This window comes from Actinokineospora baliensis (genome assembly GCF_016907695.1).
GTDB lineage: Bacteria > Actinomycetota > Actinomycetes > Mycobacteriales > Pseudonocardiaceae > Actinokineospora > Actinokineospora baliensis.
This window is the reverse complement of record NZ_JAFBCK010000001.1, coordinates 952799-968163: the sequence shown is the minus strand read 5'-3', so window position 1 is coordinate 968163 and position 15365 is coordinate 952799. Positions and strand designations below refer to the sequence as shown.

The 15365-nt window shown below is 68.7% G+C and carries 19 protein-coding genes; 16 read left to right on the top strand and 3 right to left on the bottom strand.

Annotation, left to right across the window (positions count from 1 at the left end):
* Window positions 1-23: 23 nt before the first annotated feature.
* From JOD54_RS04325 to JOD54_RS04250, 16 genes are all read left to right on the top strand, one after another.
* Window positions 24-656: a deoxynucleotide monophosphate kinase family protein gene (locus JOD54_RS04325; RefSeq protein ID WP_204449279.1), complete on the top strand. Its 633-nt coding sequence runs from the start codon at window positions 24-26 to the stop codon at window positions 654-656.
* Window positions 623-883: a hypothetical protein gene (locus tag JOD54_RS04320; protein ID WP_204449278.1), complete on the top strand. Its 261-nt coding sequence runs from the start codon at window positions 623-625 to the stop codon at window positions 881-883. Before JOD54_RS04325 ends, JOD54_RS04320 begins: the two co-directional genes overlap by 34 nt.
* A 213-nt stretch (window positions 884-1096) precedes the next feature.
* Window positions 1097-1903 (top strand): PD-(D/E)XK nuclease family protein, encoded by an 807-nt coding sequence (locus JOD54_RS04315; RefSeq protein ID WP_204449277.1) that lies wholly within the window; start codon window positions 1097-1099, stop codon window positions 1901-1903.
* A 30-nt stretch (window positions 1904-1933) separates the two neighbouring features.
* Window positions 1934-2350 (top strand): hypothetical protein, encoded by a 417-nt coding sequence (locus JOD54_RS04310; RefSeq protein ID WP_204449276.1) that lies wholly within the window; start codon window positions 1934-1936, stop codon window positions 2348-2350.
* Window positions 2351-2363: 13 nt separating this feature from the next.
* Complete coding sequence (locus JOD54_RS04305) at window positions 2364-3038, top strand: recombination directionality factor (protein WP_204449275.1); 675 nt, start codon at window positions 2364-2366, stop codon at window positions 3036-3038.
* 88 nt (window positions 3039-3126) lie between these two features.
* On the top strand, window positions 3127-4008 hold the full coding sequence (locus tag JOD54_RS04300; RefSeq protein ID WP_204449274.1) for a DNA cytosine methyltransferase: 882 nt from the start codon (window positions 3127-3129) through the stop codon (window positions 4006-4008).
* A 41-nt stretch (window positions 4009-4049) separates the two neighbouring features.
* A complete protein-coding gene (locus JOD54_RS04295) occupies window positions 4050-6455 on the top strand; it encodes a phage/plasmid primase, P4 family (RefSeq protein WP_204449273.1) in 2406 nt (801 codons plus the stop codon).
* A gap of 79 nt (window positions 6456-6534) precedes the next feature.
* Window positions 6535-8433, top strand: coding sequence for a DNA polymerase (locus JOD54_RS04290; RefSeq protein WP_204449272.1), 1899 nt, complete (start codon window positions 6535-6537; stop codon window positions 8431-8433).
* A gap of 21 nt (window positions 8434-8454) precedes the next feature.
* Window positions 8455-8637: a hypothetical protein gene (locus JOD54_RS04285; protein WP_204449271.1), complete on the top strand. Its 183-nt coding sequence runs from the start codon at window positions 8455-8457 to the stop codon at window positions 8635-8637.
* On the top strand, window positions 8634-8810 hold the full coding sequence (locus JOD54_RS04280) for a hypothetical protein (RefSeq protein WP_204449270.1): 177 nt from the start codon (window positions 8634-8636) through the stop codon (window positions 8808-8810). Before JOD54_RS04285 ends, JOD54_RS04280 begins: the two co-directional genes overlap by 4 nt.
* The gene (locus JOD54_RS33930; RefSeq protein WP_239573279.1) at window positions 8800-9495 is read left to right on the top strand and encodes an HNH endonuclease; all 696 of its coding nucleotides are present in this window, start codon (window positions 8800-8802) and stop codon (window positions 9493-9495) included. Before JOD54_RS04280 ends, JOD54_RS33930 begins: the two co-directional genes overlap by 11 nt.
* Complete coding sequence (locus JOD54_RS35450) at window positions 9486-9938, top strand: endonuclease VII domain-containing protein (protein WP_204449269.1); 453 nt, start codon at window positions 9486-9488, stop codon at window positions 9936-9938. Before JOD54_RS33930 ends, JOD54_RS35450 begins: the two co-directional genes overlap by 10 nt.
* A 2-nt stretch (window positions 9939-9940) precedes the next feature.
* Window positions 9941-10246 carry a hypothetical protein gene (locus JOD54_RS04265; protein ID WP_204449268.1) on the top strand — a complete coding sequence of 102 codons (306 nt, stop codon included), beginning with the start codon at window positions 9941-9943 and terminating at the stop codon, window positions 10244-10246.
* 307 nt (window positions 10247-10553) lie between these two features.
* Window positions 10554-11471, top strand: a complete 918-nt coding sequence (locus tag JOD54_RS35445; RefSeq protein ID WP_204449267.1) for a sigma factor-like helix-turn-helix DNA-binding protein — start codon at window positions 10554-10556, stop codon at window positions 11469-11471.
* Between the two features lie 14 nt (window positions 11472-11485).
* Entirely contained in the window at window positions 11486-11995 is a 510-nt protein-coding gene (locus tag JOD54_RS04255) for a hypothetical protein (protein WP_204449266.1), read from the top strand.
* Between the two features lie 18 nt (window positions 11996-12013).
* Window positions 12014-12376 carry a hypothetical protein gene (locus JOD54_RS04250; protein ID WP_204449265.1) on the top strand — a complete coding sequence of 121 codons (363 nt, stop codon included), beginning with the start codon at window positions 12014-12016 and terminating at the stop codon, window positions 12374-12376.
* Between the two features lie 260 nt (window positions 12377-12636).
* On the opposite strand, the gene JOD54_RS04245 is transcribed toward JOD54_RS04250, so the two are convergent.
* The 3 genes from JOD54_RS04245 to JOD54_RS04235 form a co-directional block, all read right to left on the bottom strand.
* Entirely contained in the window at window positions 12637-13077 is a 441-nt protein-coding gene (locus JOD54_RS04245; protein WP_204449264.1) for a hypothetical protein, read from the bottom strand.
* A 4-nt stretch (window positions 13078-13081) separates the two neighbouring features.
* A complete protein-coding gene (locus JOD54_RS04240; protein ID WP_204449263.1) occupies window positions 13082-13831 on the bottom strand; it encodes a hypothetical protein in 750 nt (249 codons plus the stop codon).
* Window positions 13832-14715: 884 nt separating this feature from the next.
* A complete protein-coding gene (locus tag JOD54_RS04235) occupies window positions 14716-15210 on the bottom strand; it encodes a hypothetical protein (RefSeq protein ID WP_204449262.1) in 495 nt (164 codons plus the stop codon).
* Between the last annotated feature and the right edge of the window lie 155 nt (window positions 15211-15365).

Sequence of the window (15365 nt, the reverse complement as noted above, 5' to 3'; positions counted from 1 at the left end):
ACAACCACGTCCGCCCTTGTGGTGTGCACACCAACCCCGCAGAACCGGCGGCGGGACACGCGATGCGGCCGGTGGGCATCGTCGGCCGCAAGCGCTCCGGGAAGGACACCGTCGCCGCGCAGCTGGTCGCCGCGCACGGGTACACCCGGGTCGCGTTCGGGGACCCGGTCAAGGCACTCGCCGAGGCCGTCAACCCGATCATCGTCGGCCCCGCGGATCTCCTCGGCCGTCCCGGGGAGCGGCTGCGTGCCGTGCTCGACCGCCACGGCTGGGACCAGGTGAAGGAAGACCTTCCCCGTGCCCGGGACCTGCTGCAAACCCTGGGGACCGGCGTGCGGGACCTGATCGACCCGCACGCGTGGATCGACGCGTGGGCACGGCACGCCGAGACCGTCCCCGGCCCACTCGTGGTGCCCGACGTCCGGTTCCCCAACGAGGCAGAACACCTGCGCTCCCTCGGGTTCGTCCTCATCCGGGTGAGCAGGCCCGGCCTGCCCAGCACCGACACCCACGTGTCCGAGACCGGATCGGACCTCATCGCCACCGACCACCACCTGATCAACGGCGGCACCCTTGCGGACTTGTCCGCCGCCGTCGAGACCCTCACGGAGGAGCAGCTCACGTGCTCGACCACATCCGCCGGTACCCGGCCCTGACCCTCTCCGCGCTCTCCGCCGTGCTCACCCTCGTGGTGCGCCTGGTCCCCGGCCTCGACCTCGGCGCGGCGGAGGACGTCCTCGCGGCCGTGCTGTCGCTCATCGTCGGCGCCGAGATCCACCGCCGCGTGGTCCCCGTCCCCACCGACGCGCGCGGTCTGCGGCCGGTCGACGTCCGGTGGGACTACGCCAGCGAGTCCACTTCGGACACCGACGACACCGCCTGACCGACTGTCCTCTGTGGTGTGCACCCGCGCCGCACGCTGCACCACCTCCTGACTCCACGCACCCGCCTGGCCCCTCCGCGTCACCGAACCGGAGGGGCTTTTCCATGCCTGAACTGTGCCGTGACGGGCATCACGTTTGATGTGTGTCCGGTATTCGTGCCGATTTGCCACTGATCCCCCCGAGACGCCAATCAGCACGGCGACAGGGGATGCATGGGCGCAGCACTCAAGACGATCAAACGCGGTGAGAGCCGTTTCTATGTCGACCCGGAAACGCGGGAGAAGGTCCCGGGAGTCACGTCCGTGATCGACATGGTTCCCAAGAACTTCCTGACCTTCTGGGCCGCGAAAGAGACCGCCGAGTGGGCGGCCGACAACCTCGGCGCGGTGGTGTCGCTGCTGCTCAACGGGCAGAGACAGGCGGCGGTGGACACGATGAAGGCCGCTCACCGGCGCACCACCGGGGCGGCGGCGGAAACCGGAACCGAGGTGCACGTCCTATTCGAGAAGCTCGCCCGAGGGCAGCGGGTCGGGCGCCAGCACCCCGAGATGGAGCCGTACGTCCGGCACATCAATGAGTTCCTTGATCGGTATCAGCCCGAGTTCCTGTTCATCGAGGAATCGGTGTGGTCCGACCAGCACAAGTACGCCGGTTCATTCGACGCGCTCGTCCGGATCGAGGGCGAGACGGTCATGCTCGACGCGAAGTCGACCCGGTCCGGCGTGCACCCCGAGGTCGCTCTCCAGCTGTCCGCCTACAGCCACGCGGACCGCATCGTCACCCAGGACGGCGCGCACGCCGAGCTGCCGACGGTGGACGCGGGCGCGGTGCTGCACCTGCGGCCCGAGGCGTGGCAGCTGGTCCCCGCGCGCGTCGATGACGACGTCTTCGCCTACTTCCTGATCCTGCGCCAAGTGTTCGACTGGGTCCGCGACGTGTCCGGGACCGTCCTGGGCGCACCGCTCTACCGGTCGGGCGAGACCACCGGCGCCGAACGTCGCGCCTCCCGCCCGGCCTGAGTTCCACCCCCTGAGAGAGGAGACGGCCACATGGCCACGCACAAGATCACCTACACCACCACCGAACCCCCGACGGGCCTGCCCGCAGGCGCTTCGGTCGAGCTGCTCGACGCCTTCCCGGTGAAGATCAGCACCCCCGGTAGCACGCTCACCGCCCGCCGCCGGACCTCCTACGCGGGCCGTCCTGCGCTGGTGGAGCTGCGCCTCGCCCCGACACGCGACTCGGCGTCCCGCGGAGAGGTCCGCACGGTCGGTCTCGACGAGAAGGCCGCCCGCGAACTGGGCGAGGCGCTCGTCAAGGCCGCCGACGACGCCAAGACCGAGCGGGCCGAACGCGAACGACAGCTCACCCGCGCCGGTGTCAACGCCGCCGCCGCGCGGCTGGCGCGTGCGCTCGAACCGGGGATCTTCCCCCTGAGTGCCTCTCGGCCCTTGGGGTTCCTCTGAGCCTAGGAGATCCATGGCGCTACGCGTCTTCGAGACCGACCCGGACGCCAAGCCCAAGCCCCGCAACACCTTCGCCGATGATCTCGTGGGCCGGTTCCGGTCCGGGATGCTCGTCGGCCGCCGCCCGCAGGCACTCGCCGAGTGGCGCGTCACCACCGACGACGAGGACGTAGCCGACCGCATCGCCGCCACGTTCGGCGGTGAGGTGTCCACCTGGGACACCGACAAGGCCGACTCGTTCGAGGTCCTCACCACCACCAAGCAGGTGGAGATCGTCATCGAACGCGCCGAGGATCTCCGCTCCCGCATGGCGCTGTTCGGACAGGGTGGCCCCATCCACGTCTGCGATGGGGCGTACCACATCACCGGGCACCCGGAGGACAACGCGATCGGCCAGCCCTGCGGCTGCCCGCGCGATCTCCAGTCCCGCAAGGACAAGAGCAAGGCGCGCACCGGCCCCAGCCCGGACATCGCCCTGCGGTTCCGACTCGCGGACGCTCCCGACCTCGGCGTGTTCCTGATGCGGACCGGTTCCTGGTCGCTGGTCAACGACCTGGAGACCCTCGAACGCGTGCTGGAGCAGGGCGAACCGCCGTTCCGCGCGGTGCTCGAACTGGAGCACGTGCAGTACACCACCAAGGGCGGTCGGGACGTCGACTACCACCGCCCCAAGATCACCGTCCGCTAGACGCGGCCGACCACCCCACGCCCCCGGGCGACGCTCCCTTGTGGACGTCGAACCCGGGGGCGTTCTCGCGTTCCCCTGGAGGTCTCACGTGGTCGACTCCCTGACCGGCCCGGTGGCGTCGGGGTCGTTGTGCTCCGGGTACGGCGGTCTGGATCTCGGTGTCGCGGCCGTGCTCGACCTGTCACCGCGCTGGTTCGCCGACATCGCCCCGGCTGCCGTCGCCGCGCACGCCCGTCACTGGCCCGGCCTGCCGAACCTCGGCGACATCCGCACCGTGCGGTGGGACACGGTCGAGCCGGTCTCGATCCTCACGGCTGGGTATCCCTGCCAACCGTTCTCCACCGCAGGGTTGATGAAAGGGGAGTCAGACGACCGTCACCTGTGGCCCCACATCGCGCAAGCCGTTCGCGTACTTCGACCCGGAGTCGTGTTCCTGGAGAACGTCTCCGGGCACCGGTCCCGCGGACTCGGCGCCGTTCTCGCGGACCTGGCCGCGATGCGGCTGCGTGTCGGATGGGAAAGCGTTCGAGCGTCCGCCGCTGGCGCTCCCCACCGACGCGAACGGGTCTTCATCCTTGCTGCCGACCCCGGACACCGGGACGTCGCCGAATGGGCACGCCGTGCGCGGCGGGCGGTGGGGCAACGGCAGGCAGAGCGGCAAGAGCCTGACCGCCGCCGCACGATACCTGTTCGAGCACCAGACGACGAGTGGGCCGAGTTCACCCCCGCCGTGCGGCACTGGGAACACCTGACCGGTCGCCCCGCTCCGCCGCCGACGATCCCCGGCCCCCGCAACACCAACGTCCTCGCGCCCGCGTTCATGGAATGGCTCATGGGCCTTCCCGCTGGCTTCGCCTGCGACCTCGACGGGTTCTCGCGGCCGGACCTGGTTTCCCTGCTGGGCAACGGAGTTGTTCCCCAGCAAGCCACCCACGCGTTCGTCGCACTGATGACCGCCTTGTTCCCCTGACCGCACTTGGCGTGCACACCACAAGACCACAAGGGAGCGTCATGCACATTGATGCACTGCTGGCCGCTCTCGGCAACGGCGGCCCGACCGAACCGACCACCGGGGGCACGCTCGTGCGCTGTCCCGCGCACACCGACTCTCGCCCATCCCTCCTGGTGTCGCTCAAGGCTGACGGCATGGCCCTGGTGCACTGCCGCGCCGGGTGCAAGACCGCCGCCGTACTGGCCGCCTCCGGGCTCACCGAGGCCCAGCTCTACCGGGTCACCGGCACCCCCACCGCGACCGCCCCCGACCCGGCCGCCGACCTCGGCCCCGGCGCCATCGCGGCACTGACCGTGTACGTCGAGGCCGCCGCAGCGCGCTTCCCCGGCTCTCTGGCCGCTGACTACGCGTACCGACGCTTCGGCGTCACCGAGGACCTCGCGCGGGACCTGCACCTGGGGTTCGACGCGGGGCAGCTGGAGTTCGCCGCGCGCGACTTCCGCCCGAATGGCTTCAAGTCGTTCCCCCGTCTGGTCGTCCCCTTCCTTGGTCGGGATGGCGTAGCGCGGGGGTTGCAGGGTCGGGACGTCACCGACCGGTGTCCGTCACGGTGGGTGAACCTCGGCAACCCGCCGGGCGCCCGCTGGGCCACGGTTGGGGTGCTGCGCACGTCGAGCAGCTTCGAGACGGTGATCGTCACCGAGGGACCCGGGGATGGTCTGTCCGCCGCGTCGACCGGGTACACCGCGATGTTCGTGCGGGGCGCCGGGCTGGCGCGCAGTGCCCGGACGGCGCGGGAGATCGCCGAGGCGGCCGGGGATTCGGCGGAGATCATCCTCGCTGGTGACAACGACCGAGGTGGGGTCGAGTTCACCGACGGTCTCGGCGCGGAGCTGGTCGCCCTCGGTCGTGCCCCCCGCGTGCTCGGGTTCCCGGCCGAGCACAAGGACTTGACCGTGTGGCGCGGTGTCGACCCGGCCGGGTTCCCGCAGGCGCTGCACGAGGCGGTCGGCAACGCGCAGCTGTGGAAACCGCGGGAGCCCGAGGAGGGCACGAGCGGCCCACGAGCGCGCGGCCCGGTGAAGCCGATGCAGGGAACCGACCTGGAGAACGCGCGGATGGCGTTGCTGATCGTCGGCGCGGACACCGCTTTCGTTGAGGGAGTCGGCTTTCTGTGCTGGACCGGCAAGGTGTGGGAGGCCATGCCCAGGTCCCTGGAGAACTCGATCGGGCACCGGGTCGCCATCGTCCTGGAACGTGAACTGGAAGCGATGCCGCGCGGCGACAAGCAAGGCTCACGGGTCGAACAACGGCAGGCGCAGGAGTACACCACCGCCAAACGCACGGCGACACGGATGCACATGGACAACGGCATCCGGGCCGCCCTGGATCACCTGCGCACCATCACCCACCGCCGGATCGGCGAGTTCGACCGGCACCGACACCTGCTGACCTTCCGCAACGGCACGGTGGACCTGCGTACCGGGGCGCTCACCCCGCACGACCGGGAGCAGAGGTTGACCAAGTTGGTGGACCTGGACTACCTGCCGGACGCGCCCGCCCCCCGCTGGGAGCGGTTCCTCGGTGAGGTGTTCGCCGACGACCCGGACATGCCCGCCTACCTGCGGCGCCTGATCGGCTACGGGATCACGGGCGAAACCGCGGAGCACGCTTTCGGGCTGCTGCATGGCCACGGCGCCAACGGAAAGAGCGTGTTCGTCAACACCATCGCCGAGGTGTTCGAGGGCATCACCGGGCACATCGCGCAGTCGGCCGTGGCCTACCAACGTAGTTTCGACCCGGGCGCGGCGAACCCCGCTCTCGCCGGTCTGCGCGGTCTGCGGTTGGCGATGCTCTCGGAGCTGCCGGAGGGTATGCGGCTCAACGAGGCGTTACTCAAGCAGTTGACCGCCGGGGACCCGGTGACCGCCCGGGAACTCTACAAAGGACACGTCACGTTCTCCCCGTCCGCGTTGATCCTCATGGCCACCAACCACCGGCCCGACGTTCGTGGCCAGGATGACGGGTTCTGGCGCCGCACTCGGTTGATCCCGTTCCGGCGTTCGTTCGGTCCGGGGGAACGGGACCCGCTGCTCTCGCGCAAGCTCGCCGAGGAGGCAACGGGCATCGCCGCGTGGGCGGTGCGCGGCGCGACCGAGTGGTACACGGGGGGCCTGGCCGATCCGGACACGGTGTCGAGCGCGGTCGCCGAGTACCGGCAACAGTCGGATCTGTTGGACGGCTACCTCCCGGGTGTCCTGGTTCCCGACCCGTCCGGGTCCATCCTGCTCAAGGACGCGTTCGCCGCGTTCGAGGACTGGCGCGACGCCGAGCAGGTCGAGCAGGTCGCCAAGTGGGGGAACCGGACCTTGTTGCGGCACCTGGAATCCCGCCGCGTCGCTGCCACTCGCACCAAGCAGGGCAAGACGTTGCTCGGTATCCGCCGCGCCCGACCGGGCGAGTAGCCCACCACCGCGTCACCGGCCGGACCCCACCACGGGGTCCGGCCCTTTCGCGTACTCGAACACCGAAGGGGGACAGGCGATGCGCCACCAGCGCCACACCGTCGCGGGGGAGCCCGTGCACATCCGTACCGTCGAGACCGGCGCCGACATCGGCGAGTTCCTCGGGTGGTGTCGCGACCACGCGGCCGGGCCGGTGGCGTTCGACACCGAGACCACCGGTCTTGATGTGCACACCACAACCGCGCGTCTGCGACTGGCACAGTTCGGCACCCGCTCGCAGGCGTGGGTGCTGCCGGTCGATCCCCAGGGCGGAATCCGCGGGGCGTTGGACGCGTGCGCCCGCGCGCTGACGCACCTTCCCCGGCTGGTGGCGCACTCGGCCACGTTCGACGCGACCGTGGCCGCCACCCACGTCCCCGGGATCGCCCTCGATCGGCTGTGGCCACGGCTGACCGACACCCGAATCCTGGCCCACCTGGTCGACCCTCGCGGCCCCGACGACCCGGGCGGCATCGGCCACGGCCTGGAGGCGCTGACCGCCCGGCACATCGACGTCGAGGTGGCCGCGACGATCAAGGGGTCCATGGCCGCGATGGCGGCCCGGCTCGGGGTCACCAAGGCCGAGGTCTTCCGCACGGTCGACCTGTGGGACGAGGAGTACCGGCTCTACGCCGGTATGGACGTGATCCTGACCGCGCGCCTGGAGGAGGTCCTCACCCCTGCGGTGGCGGCGGGCGGCTGGGAACAGTTGGTCGAGTTCGAGCACGCGGTGGCACTGGTGTGCGCGCGAATGCAGGCCCGCGGATTCCTCCTTGACGTCGACTACACCGAGCGCCTCGCCGACCGGTTGGGGACCGAGGCCCACCGGTGGTCCGGGGTGGCCGCGCGCTACGGGGTCCGGTCGGTGAACTCGACCGCGCAGGTGGCGGACGCGCTCGTGGGCATGGGGGAGCGGCTGACGGAGACCACCGACAGCGGCGCCTACAAGGTGGACAAGGAAGTCCTGAAACCGTTGGCGGACTTGGACAGGGAGTGGGAACGCATCGGCGCGCGCACGCCGAACCCGTTGGCGGACGCGGTGTTGCGAGCGAAACGGGCCGGGAAGTGGTTCACCACCTACGCGGAGTCCATGCTCGCCCACCGCGACGGCACCGACCGCATCCACCCGGTCATCGCGTCGTTGAAGGCCCGCACCGCGCGCATGTCCATCTCCGCCCCGCCCCTGCAACAGCTTCCCTCCGGGGACTCGACCATCCGTGAAGCGCTCATCGCCGAACCCGGTCACGTGGTCGGAGCCGTGGACTACCAGGCGGTGGAGCTGCGCGTACTGGCCGCACTGGCCCAGGACCACCGGATGGTGGAGGCGATCCACGCGGGTGAGGACCTGCACGGGTTTACCGCCCGACTGATCTACGGGGACGGCTACACCGCGACGCATCGCAAGGTGTGCAAGGGAATCGGGTTCGGGAAGGTCTACGGAGGAGGACCGGACACGCTGTCGAGGACCACCGGCGCACCACTGTCCCAAGTGGTACACGCGATCCGCGAGTACGACCGCGTGTACACCGGGATTCGCCGCTACTCCTCCCGACTGATTCGGCGCGCGGAGTGGGGACCCACCCAGGTCATCACCCCGGCCGGGCGGCGGCTGCCACTGGACCGCCGAAGGCTCTACGCCGCGACCAACTACGTGGTCCAGTCGTCCGCGCGCGACGTGCTCGCCGAGGCGCTGCTCCGGCTGGACGAGGCCGGGCTCACCGACTGGCTCCGGTTGCCCGTGCACGACGAGGTGGTGTTCGTCGCGCCCGAGACCGACGCCGAGGAGATCGGCCGGGCCATCGCCCGCGCCATGCACGTCCCGGACTTCTTCGGGGTCCCGCTCGCCACCGAACTGACCCTCGGGGGCCGGTCCTGGGGCTCGCTCTACCGCGACGGCGAACACCGCACCGTCGCCTCAACCGCCGTCCGCGCCGCCTGACCCCACCGAGGAGGCCCTCCCATGGCCGTACGCCACTTCACCCCACCGGGCTCCCGGGTCCCGGCCGGGCCGCCGCCGCGCGCCCGCATCGACTGGGACGCCCTCGCCGACTGGTGCGCGCACCTGCGCGACCGCTTCCCGGCCGAGCCCGCCGACCGCCGCCCGGTGCCGGAATCCGCGGCCGGGTCGGTGGAGCCCCAATGACCCGCCAAGATGCGTTGGCGGTCGCCGAGGAGACCGTCACCCGCCTCTCACCCACCCCCACCGGCACCGGCCGGGGCGCGTTCGAGTCCGGCCCGTCCCTGCGCGACCGGGTGGACGCCGTCCTCGCCGTGGCCGCCTTCCTCACGGAATCGGAGCACGCCCATGCCGACTAGAACCTGTGTGCGCTGTGGCGAGGGTGGCGCCCGCCCGTACCTGCTGGCGTGGCCACGCAAGACGTGGCTGTGCCGCCGCCACGCCACCGAGACGTTCAAGGGCCGCCGCCGCGACGAACTCGCCCGCCTGGCCGCCGAGTACGACGCGACCGGGCCGGTGGCCCAGCGGGCCGAGGCGCACCACATCGCCCTGCGCGCGGTCACCGAACTGGAGTTGGGGTGCACACCACAACCCGACCCGGACGCGCCGACGACCGACACCGACACCGTGGCCGACGTGCTCGCCTGCCTCGCCGCGCTGGCCGGACAGGCCGGGCGCTACTTCGCCGAGTTCGACCAGGCGCACCGGGCGTTCCCCTCGGCCCGGGATCGGCAGCGCGGCCGGGGCAACACCGTGCGGGCCGCCGCGCGCGGGGCGTACATGCTCGCCTACGACGTGCCGTTCCTGCGCAGGCTCTACCGCGACCGGTGCGCCTACTGCGGAGCCCGCGCCGACCACATCGACCACGTGTGGCCGCTGGCTGCCGGGGGCGACGACGCGCCGTGGAACCTCGCCCCGGCCTGCCGCACGTGCAACCTGACCAAGGGCAAACGCACCCTCGGCGGCTGGCTGCCCGCCCGCCTGGCGCAACTCGACACCGAGACGCGGACCGGCCAGCGGGAACGGTGGGCAGCGTGGAGGTGAAGACCTGCACCCGGTGCGCCGAGGAGAAGCCCCTCGCCGAGTACTACCACCGCCCCGACAGCCGGGACGGTCGGCGCTCCGCGTGCAGCAGCTGCTGCCGAGCGGCCTCCACCGCCCGCCACCGCGCCAACCGCGACCGCACCCGGGACCGCCGCTACCTGCACCGGTACGGCATCACCGCCGACCAGGTCGACCGGATGCGCGCCGAACAGCGCTACCGGTGCGCGATCTGCAACCGCCACGAGGACCGGCTCCCCCTCGGCCTGATGGTCGACCACTGCCACTCCGCAGACATCGTCCGTGGGCTGCTCTGCAACGAATGCAATTCCGGATTGGGGCAATTCCGTGAGTCCATCGACCTGTTCCATACCGCCATTGCCTACCTACAGCGCTCTTACGAGCTGATCGCATTAGCCGATTCCGAAAGGAACCCCTGGGAATGAGTATGCGCACCGCATCCTGCACCGACAACGTGGGACGGCTGCTCGCCGCCGTGGACCGGTTGACCGCGCTGGCCCCGATGGTCGACGAACTCGCCGACACCACCCCCACGCGTGTCCCGCCCCTCCTCGTGGGCGGGGTCCGCCGCCCCGTGGAGGACATCGCCCTCGCCCGCGAGGACCTCGGCGTCACCCCCGGCATCGCCACCACCCGGGCCGCGATCATCCAAGCCACCCTGCACGCCGAGACCGCCGTCCGCTCCGCCAACGGCGCGCTCGACACCCTCGACGCCACCCCGAACCGGCCCTAGGACTAGACCAATCGCGATCGAACACGTGTTCGATGGTGTGAGTGGTCACAACATCGGCCGCGCCGACCCCCTAACGGTCACCGAGCGCACAGATGATCACGGTCCGTCGTTCGTTGATCGGTAAACAACCGGGCTGGTCAGACGTGAAATCCGATCACGTCGCCGCTACGGAACGTCTCTGACCTGCCGTTTCATGATCAGCGACCGTTCTGCAGAACGGCATTTGCACGAGCTTGAGCATCACTTAGGGTCGCCATCCGACCGGTTCCCCTTCTCGGGGTCCCGGCCTGAAACCTGGGGGTTCCACGTGTCTGTCGACCTGTCCGCGGGAGCATTCGCGGACGTTCTGCGCGGCCGAGTGGGTGAGGGTCGTCCGCCTCATCTGCGCTCGACCTCACTGCCCGGTCACCTGGCCCGGCTGGCGGGCAGCTCCGCCGCCGCGCTGGCGTTCGCCGACCGGCGCACCACGCGGGAACTGGTCGAAGACGTCGAGGTTGCCGACCCCAGCGCCGAGGAACCCCTCTACGTGCGGGTGGCCGCAGACCTGGACCGGGTCGCCGGTCGACTCCCCGCGGACTCGGCCTACGGGCGCGACGACCTCCACCAGGAAGGCGCGGTCAAGCTGCTCACCGACGCCCGGTCCGGCGCGATCTCGGCCCGATTCGGCGGGGAAGTGGGTCCCTATCTGGGGCGCGACGTGCGGCGCTTTCTGCTCGACCTGGTCGACACCCACCGAGTCGGTTCACCCAGCATTCCCGGCCGACGCAAACGGCAGATGCGCGAAGCGCTCACCGCGACCTTGAACCGCGACAGCGAATACGACGTCCTCGCCGCAGTGACCTACGCACAGAACCGCTTCGGTTGGTCCCTGCGCTACTTCTGGGAGATCCATGCGGCGATGTTCGCGGTCCCGGTGCCGTGGCACGCCGAGGAACCGGGCGAGGTGTCCTTGCACGAGGTCACCGAGGACCGGGCCGCCGCCGAGGCGCTCACCCGCGTGACCGTCCGCGAGGACGTCACCCGCCTGCGCGGGGCCGCCGACCTCACCCGGCCCGAACGCGACGTCCTCGCGGCCGTGACCGGCGAGGACGGCCCCGTCCGCACCCAAGCCGAGGCAGCCGCGGACCTCGGCATCTCCCCCCGACACGTCCGCCGCCTCTACTCCTCGGCACTGCGCAAGCTCAGCGCCGCCGCCGCAGAGCTGGGCATCGACCACACCCACTGACCGAAAGGGGCCGCGTGCACATCCACCGCTGCCGGGACACCCCGACCGACCACCTCGCCGTCGGCACCGTCCGCCACCTCGTTCTGCTCGTCGTCACCATCACCTCACCCAACGGCCGATCCAGCGTCGAACTCGACCTCACCCCCACGCAGGCCCGCGACGTCGCGAACGCCCTGCGGACCGTGCAGGCCGAGGCCGCCGACCACGGCGACTACCAGAGCCGCCACCGGGTCGAGGCGTTCCTCCGCGCACGCGGCGACTTCGTCGTCTCGGTTTTGGACACGGACGGCACCGAGAATGGCCACGCCATCGCGTTCACCACCGCAGGCGTCCGCCGACTCGCCGAACACCTCGACACCGCCGCCGACACCGCCGACACCACCCGCGACGACCCCGACACGGCCACCACGCCCTACGCCCCCATGGTCGACCGCGCCACCGCCCTCGCCCTCACCCACGCCGCGCTCGACCGCCCAGACGTTGACCTGGTCGCCGTCGCCGAATGGGTCCGCACCGGCACCTGACCGACAGGAACCACCGCCATGCACCCGCACCCCACCGACCACGGCCCGACCGTCGAGGCCGTCGCCGACGCCGTCCGCACCCTCACCGCCGCCGGATACACCGCCGTCCCCGCACCGCACCCCACCGGCACCTCGATCGTGCTCGTCACCGACACCGAGGACGCCCACCGCACCCGGCCCCGGCAGGAACACGCCCACCCCTACCGCCTCGACAACCTCGCCGAGCTGCACCACCCGGACGTCCGCATCGGGGACGTCTACGTCAGCCACCCCGCCTCCGAGCGCCTCCCCGAGCTCAACGCCGCGCTCGCCCAACTGCGCCCCCACATGGTCGCGGGCTCCCGAGTCTGGATCGAGCTGTACGCACGCGGCGCCCGCTGAACCACCAACAACAAACAGGCCGGTCACCACCAGGTGACCGGCCTTTTCCGTTTACCGCCCGTGCCGCCCTACGACCCCCGGCGTTTGGAGTGCACACCACAAGGTGAACACTCCCGCGAGATCATCCCGCCCACGTTCCCCGTGCTACCGTCCAACCCAGTCGAGCGGGGACGGACTACTACGCCGGTTCCGACCTTGACGCGGGGGACCTCGCCACACGGCGGGGTCCCTTCGTCATATCCAGTGACCTTGGGTCCGCCTCACTCGACCGCTGGTCGATATGGTGCAACGTCGCAACGAGGCAACTGGCGCGTGTTTAGAAGATCCATTGCGGCGGACGACACGACAAGGCGCGTGGGATACACCAGGCCGAAATCTTCTTGACCACCTACGCCAGTGATGGCAAGCCACTTGAACGGCGGGAGACTGGATAGGTCGCCGATCATCTCCTCGCCCTCCTCGGAAAGTGTGATGGTCGCTTCCCTGATCTCGAATCCGGTCAGATTCGACCGCAGAAGTGTATCCGCGAGATCTCCGGTGACCAGGAATGCGGGTGTGGCGGTGATCAGCTCATCGCCCACCCACTCGCTAAAGGCGTACTCAACCTTGCTTGCTACGGCAGGCCGTACGCTTCGGTCCACCACAGAGTGTGGGCCGAGTTCACCCGCGACCTCGGGGTCCAATAGATAGAAGCTGCTCACGTCGTCACCGTACCCGAGGTTTGAATTGGTCGCCATACTTGTCATCCATCTTCGTCGCAAAGTCGAGCAAGTCTTGCTTGGTGGCGTTTGGATTCTCGTCGTAGAAGCGGTTCCACGCCTTCCGAAGCTTGCTGAGATGCACGGTATTGTTCGTTTCGCCCTTCGGGATGCCTCGCAAGTTCTGTAAAGAGTGGATCTCGGCGTCCGTGAGTCCTGCGTTCGGGTAGATGTCTGCCGACTGACGTTCAACGGCATGGTGCACCCATACCTGGCCCTTTAGTCCGGGGTGCTCATCAAAGAATGTCTTTCGGTAATTGGTGGAGGTTGAACTACCGAATGTGGCAGGTCCCGTGTTGGTAGGCGCCGCCTCTGGAGCGTCGCCGTTTTGATTCCCGCCTGGTTCGCTGGACGTCGAGCCCGACCCTGGAGCCGAGGAAGGCGTGTCGGGCACCGACCGACCTGCCGATGCCGAGGACTCCCCATTGCCACTGTTCCTCCGGCCGTGATAGGCGGCTGCGCGCGATGTGGCCGCCGCGGACTCTCTTAGGGCTTCGCATAACTCCTCAGTCCTGCCTCTCGCAGCCCCTAGCAGCCCGCCGAAACCTGCGTAGCGTAGACCGTAGCCGAGGATCTCTAAGAGGGCCGCGTCCGTCTCGCTTAGCCAGGCATTCATCTGACTGGCGAATTGGCGCGACAGGGCCTCCAGTCTCTCGGCGATGGCATCGAGTTTATGCGCCTCATCTTCAATAGACACCGCGCCACCTTATATGGCGCCACCGACGGGCGACATCGGGGATCATTTATGCCTATCTCCACTACTTGTCACTCAGGGGCAATTTCCCGCCGACTGCATGCGCCAAAGAGGAGACACATTGCAAGTTCGGGCGTAGCCGCTGCGCGGGCTTGCTCCTCATAGAACATCAGATCGGAAGGAATGCCCCTCCGTATGGTTCGCTTGATTATCTGCTTTCGTTGATGCCAGTAGCAGCCGCCCTCAACCCCTGCCAGATGGTAGTCCGCTACCAGGGCCGATTCTTCGATGCGAACAGTGCAGTCCAGAGTCTCTAGACCAAGTTCGGACAGCTCGATGCGTCGGGCGCGGTCAACACCGCCAAATGAGCCTGCGAATAAGAACTGAATCCATTCCTCGCCGTCGGCGCAGTGCTCCCACCCGCGCTTCTCTAGCTCTCTTTGGAGATCGGCGGTCGCACTTCCCAATGGCGGTTGGGTCCGAATCAATGAATAGCTCCCCGTGCGAGGCGACCGGGGCGCCGCATTGGCGACACCCCGGTCGAATGTTCAGCGGAAGGGTTAGACAGTCGTTTTTCCTCCTTTCTCCTGGGGTTGCCGCAACCCAAGGGGGAGGTTCGGGTTGCGCAGGTCTCATTGGTGATTGCAGACGGCAGAAGGGTGGCTAATCCGTATCTGTCTGCGGTGTGAACAGGTCAATCGGGCGCCCGCGCAACGGCACCACGTTGCTGTCCTCGCGCGGCCTGTGCGGGGTAGGTCGCGCTGGGCTTTCGGGTGTTGTGGGCTTGGTGTCGTGTAGAGCACGAACAAAGCGCAGAACGTTGTCCAACTCACCTTGCAGTAGTCCGTCTAGAAGCACGTCGATCTCTTGTCGAACCCCCAGGTCCCTCATTGACATGATCCATTCGAGGAAGTCCACAGGTCGGAGGAGAAGGCGGTCGCCCTGGGGAATGGGATAAGTTTCCGCTGTCCCGGGGGATAGATGAAGAACTCCGCATCCTTGGGCAATCGAAATCCTTCACTGGCCTCAATCGAGTCAAGTTCAACCTGGATTGGAGGAATCTGCTCGACCATGAATCTGATCAGTTCCCAAGGCTTGTTAGATATCCAACGTGAGATCAACTTGGTTGGATGAAGTGGGTTTACCTCACCTCCGTTAACGTTGCGATAGATCATTCGGTACGCCGATACGTTGGCGTGCGACCATAGGATCAACACATCGGCGACACCAATGGGCCAGCGCCGCACCAATGCGATCGCATCGGGAGCCGTCCCCATGAAGTAGAACCACCAGTCCCGCGAGAGCCACGCCCAACGGAGTAGGTAGTCGACTTCCTCGATCTCGTCACGGTCGAAAGCAAACTGGGGGTCAAGCTGCCGCACCGTACGACCCTCCGCGTGGTGGGACCTGCTCCGTCGATTTCGGGCGAGTCGTGACCGCAGGCAAAACCACGGTGGGCGTCTCCGCGCCCTTGATCTTTGGCTCAAACCGACGCGCAGGGCGTACTACGAAGCAAAGCGCGGGTAGACCGCCGATG

Bases quoted from the DNA above. Each gene is read 5' to 3' on its own strand.
- JOD54_RS04315 (WP_204449277.1), top strand. From the start codon at position 1,097: ATGGGCGCAGCACTCAAGACGATCAAACGCGGTGAGAGCCGTTTCTAT.
- JOD54_RS04310 (WP_204449276.1), top strand. From the start codon at position 1,934: ATGGCCACGCACAAGATCACCTACACCACCACCGAACCCCCGACGGGC.
- JOD54_RS04305 (WP_204449275.1), top strand. From the start codon at position 2,364: ATGGCGCTACGCGTCTTCGAGACCGACCCGGACGCCAAGCCCAAGCCC.
- JOD54_RS04295 (WP_204449273.1), top strand. From the start codon at position 4,050: ATGCACATTGATGCACTGCTGGCCGCTCTCGGCAACGGCGGCCCGACC.
- JOD54_RS04290 (WP_204449272.1), top strand. From the start codon at position 6,535: ATGCGCCACCAGCGCCACACCGTCGCGGGGGAGCCCGTGCACATCCGT.
- JOD54_RS04285 (WP_204449271.1), top strand. From the start codon at position 8,455: ATGGCCGTACGCCACTTCACCCCACCGGGCTCCCGGGTCCCGGCCGGG.
- JOD54_RS04280 (WP_204449270.1), top strand. From the start codon at position 8,634: ATGACCCGCCAAGATGCGTTGGCGGTCGCCGAGGAGACCGTCACCCGC.
- JOD54_RS33930 (WP_239573279.1), top strand. From the start codon at position 8,800: ATGCCGACTAGAACCTGTGTGCGCTGTGGCGAGGGTGGCGCCCGCCCG.
- JOD54_RS04265 (WP_204449268.1), top strand. From the start codon at position 9,941: ATGCGCACCGCATCCTGCACCGACAACGTGGGACGGCTGCTCGCCGCC.
- JOD54_RS04250 (WP_204449265.1), top strand. From the start codon at position 12,014: ATGCACCCGCACCCCACCGACCACGGCCCGACCGTCGAGGCCGTCGCC.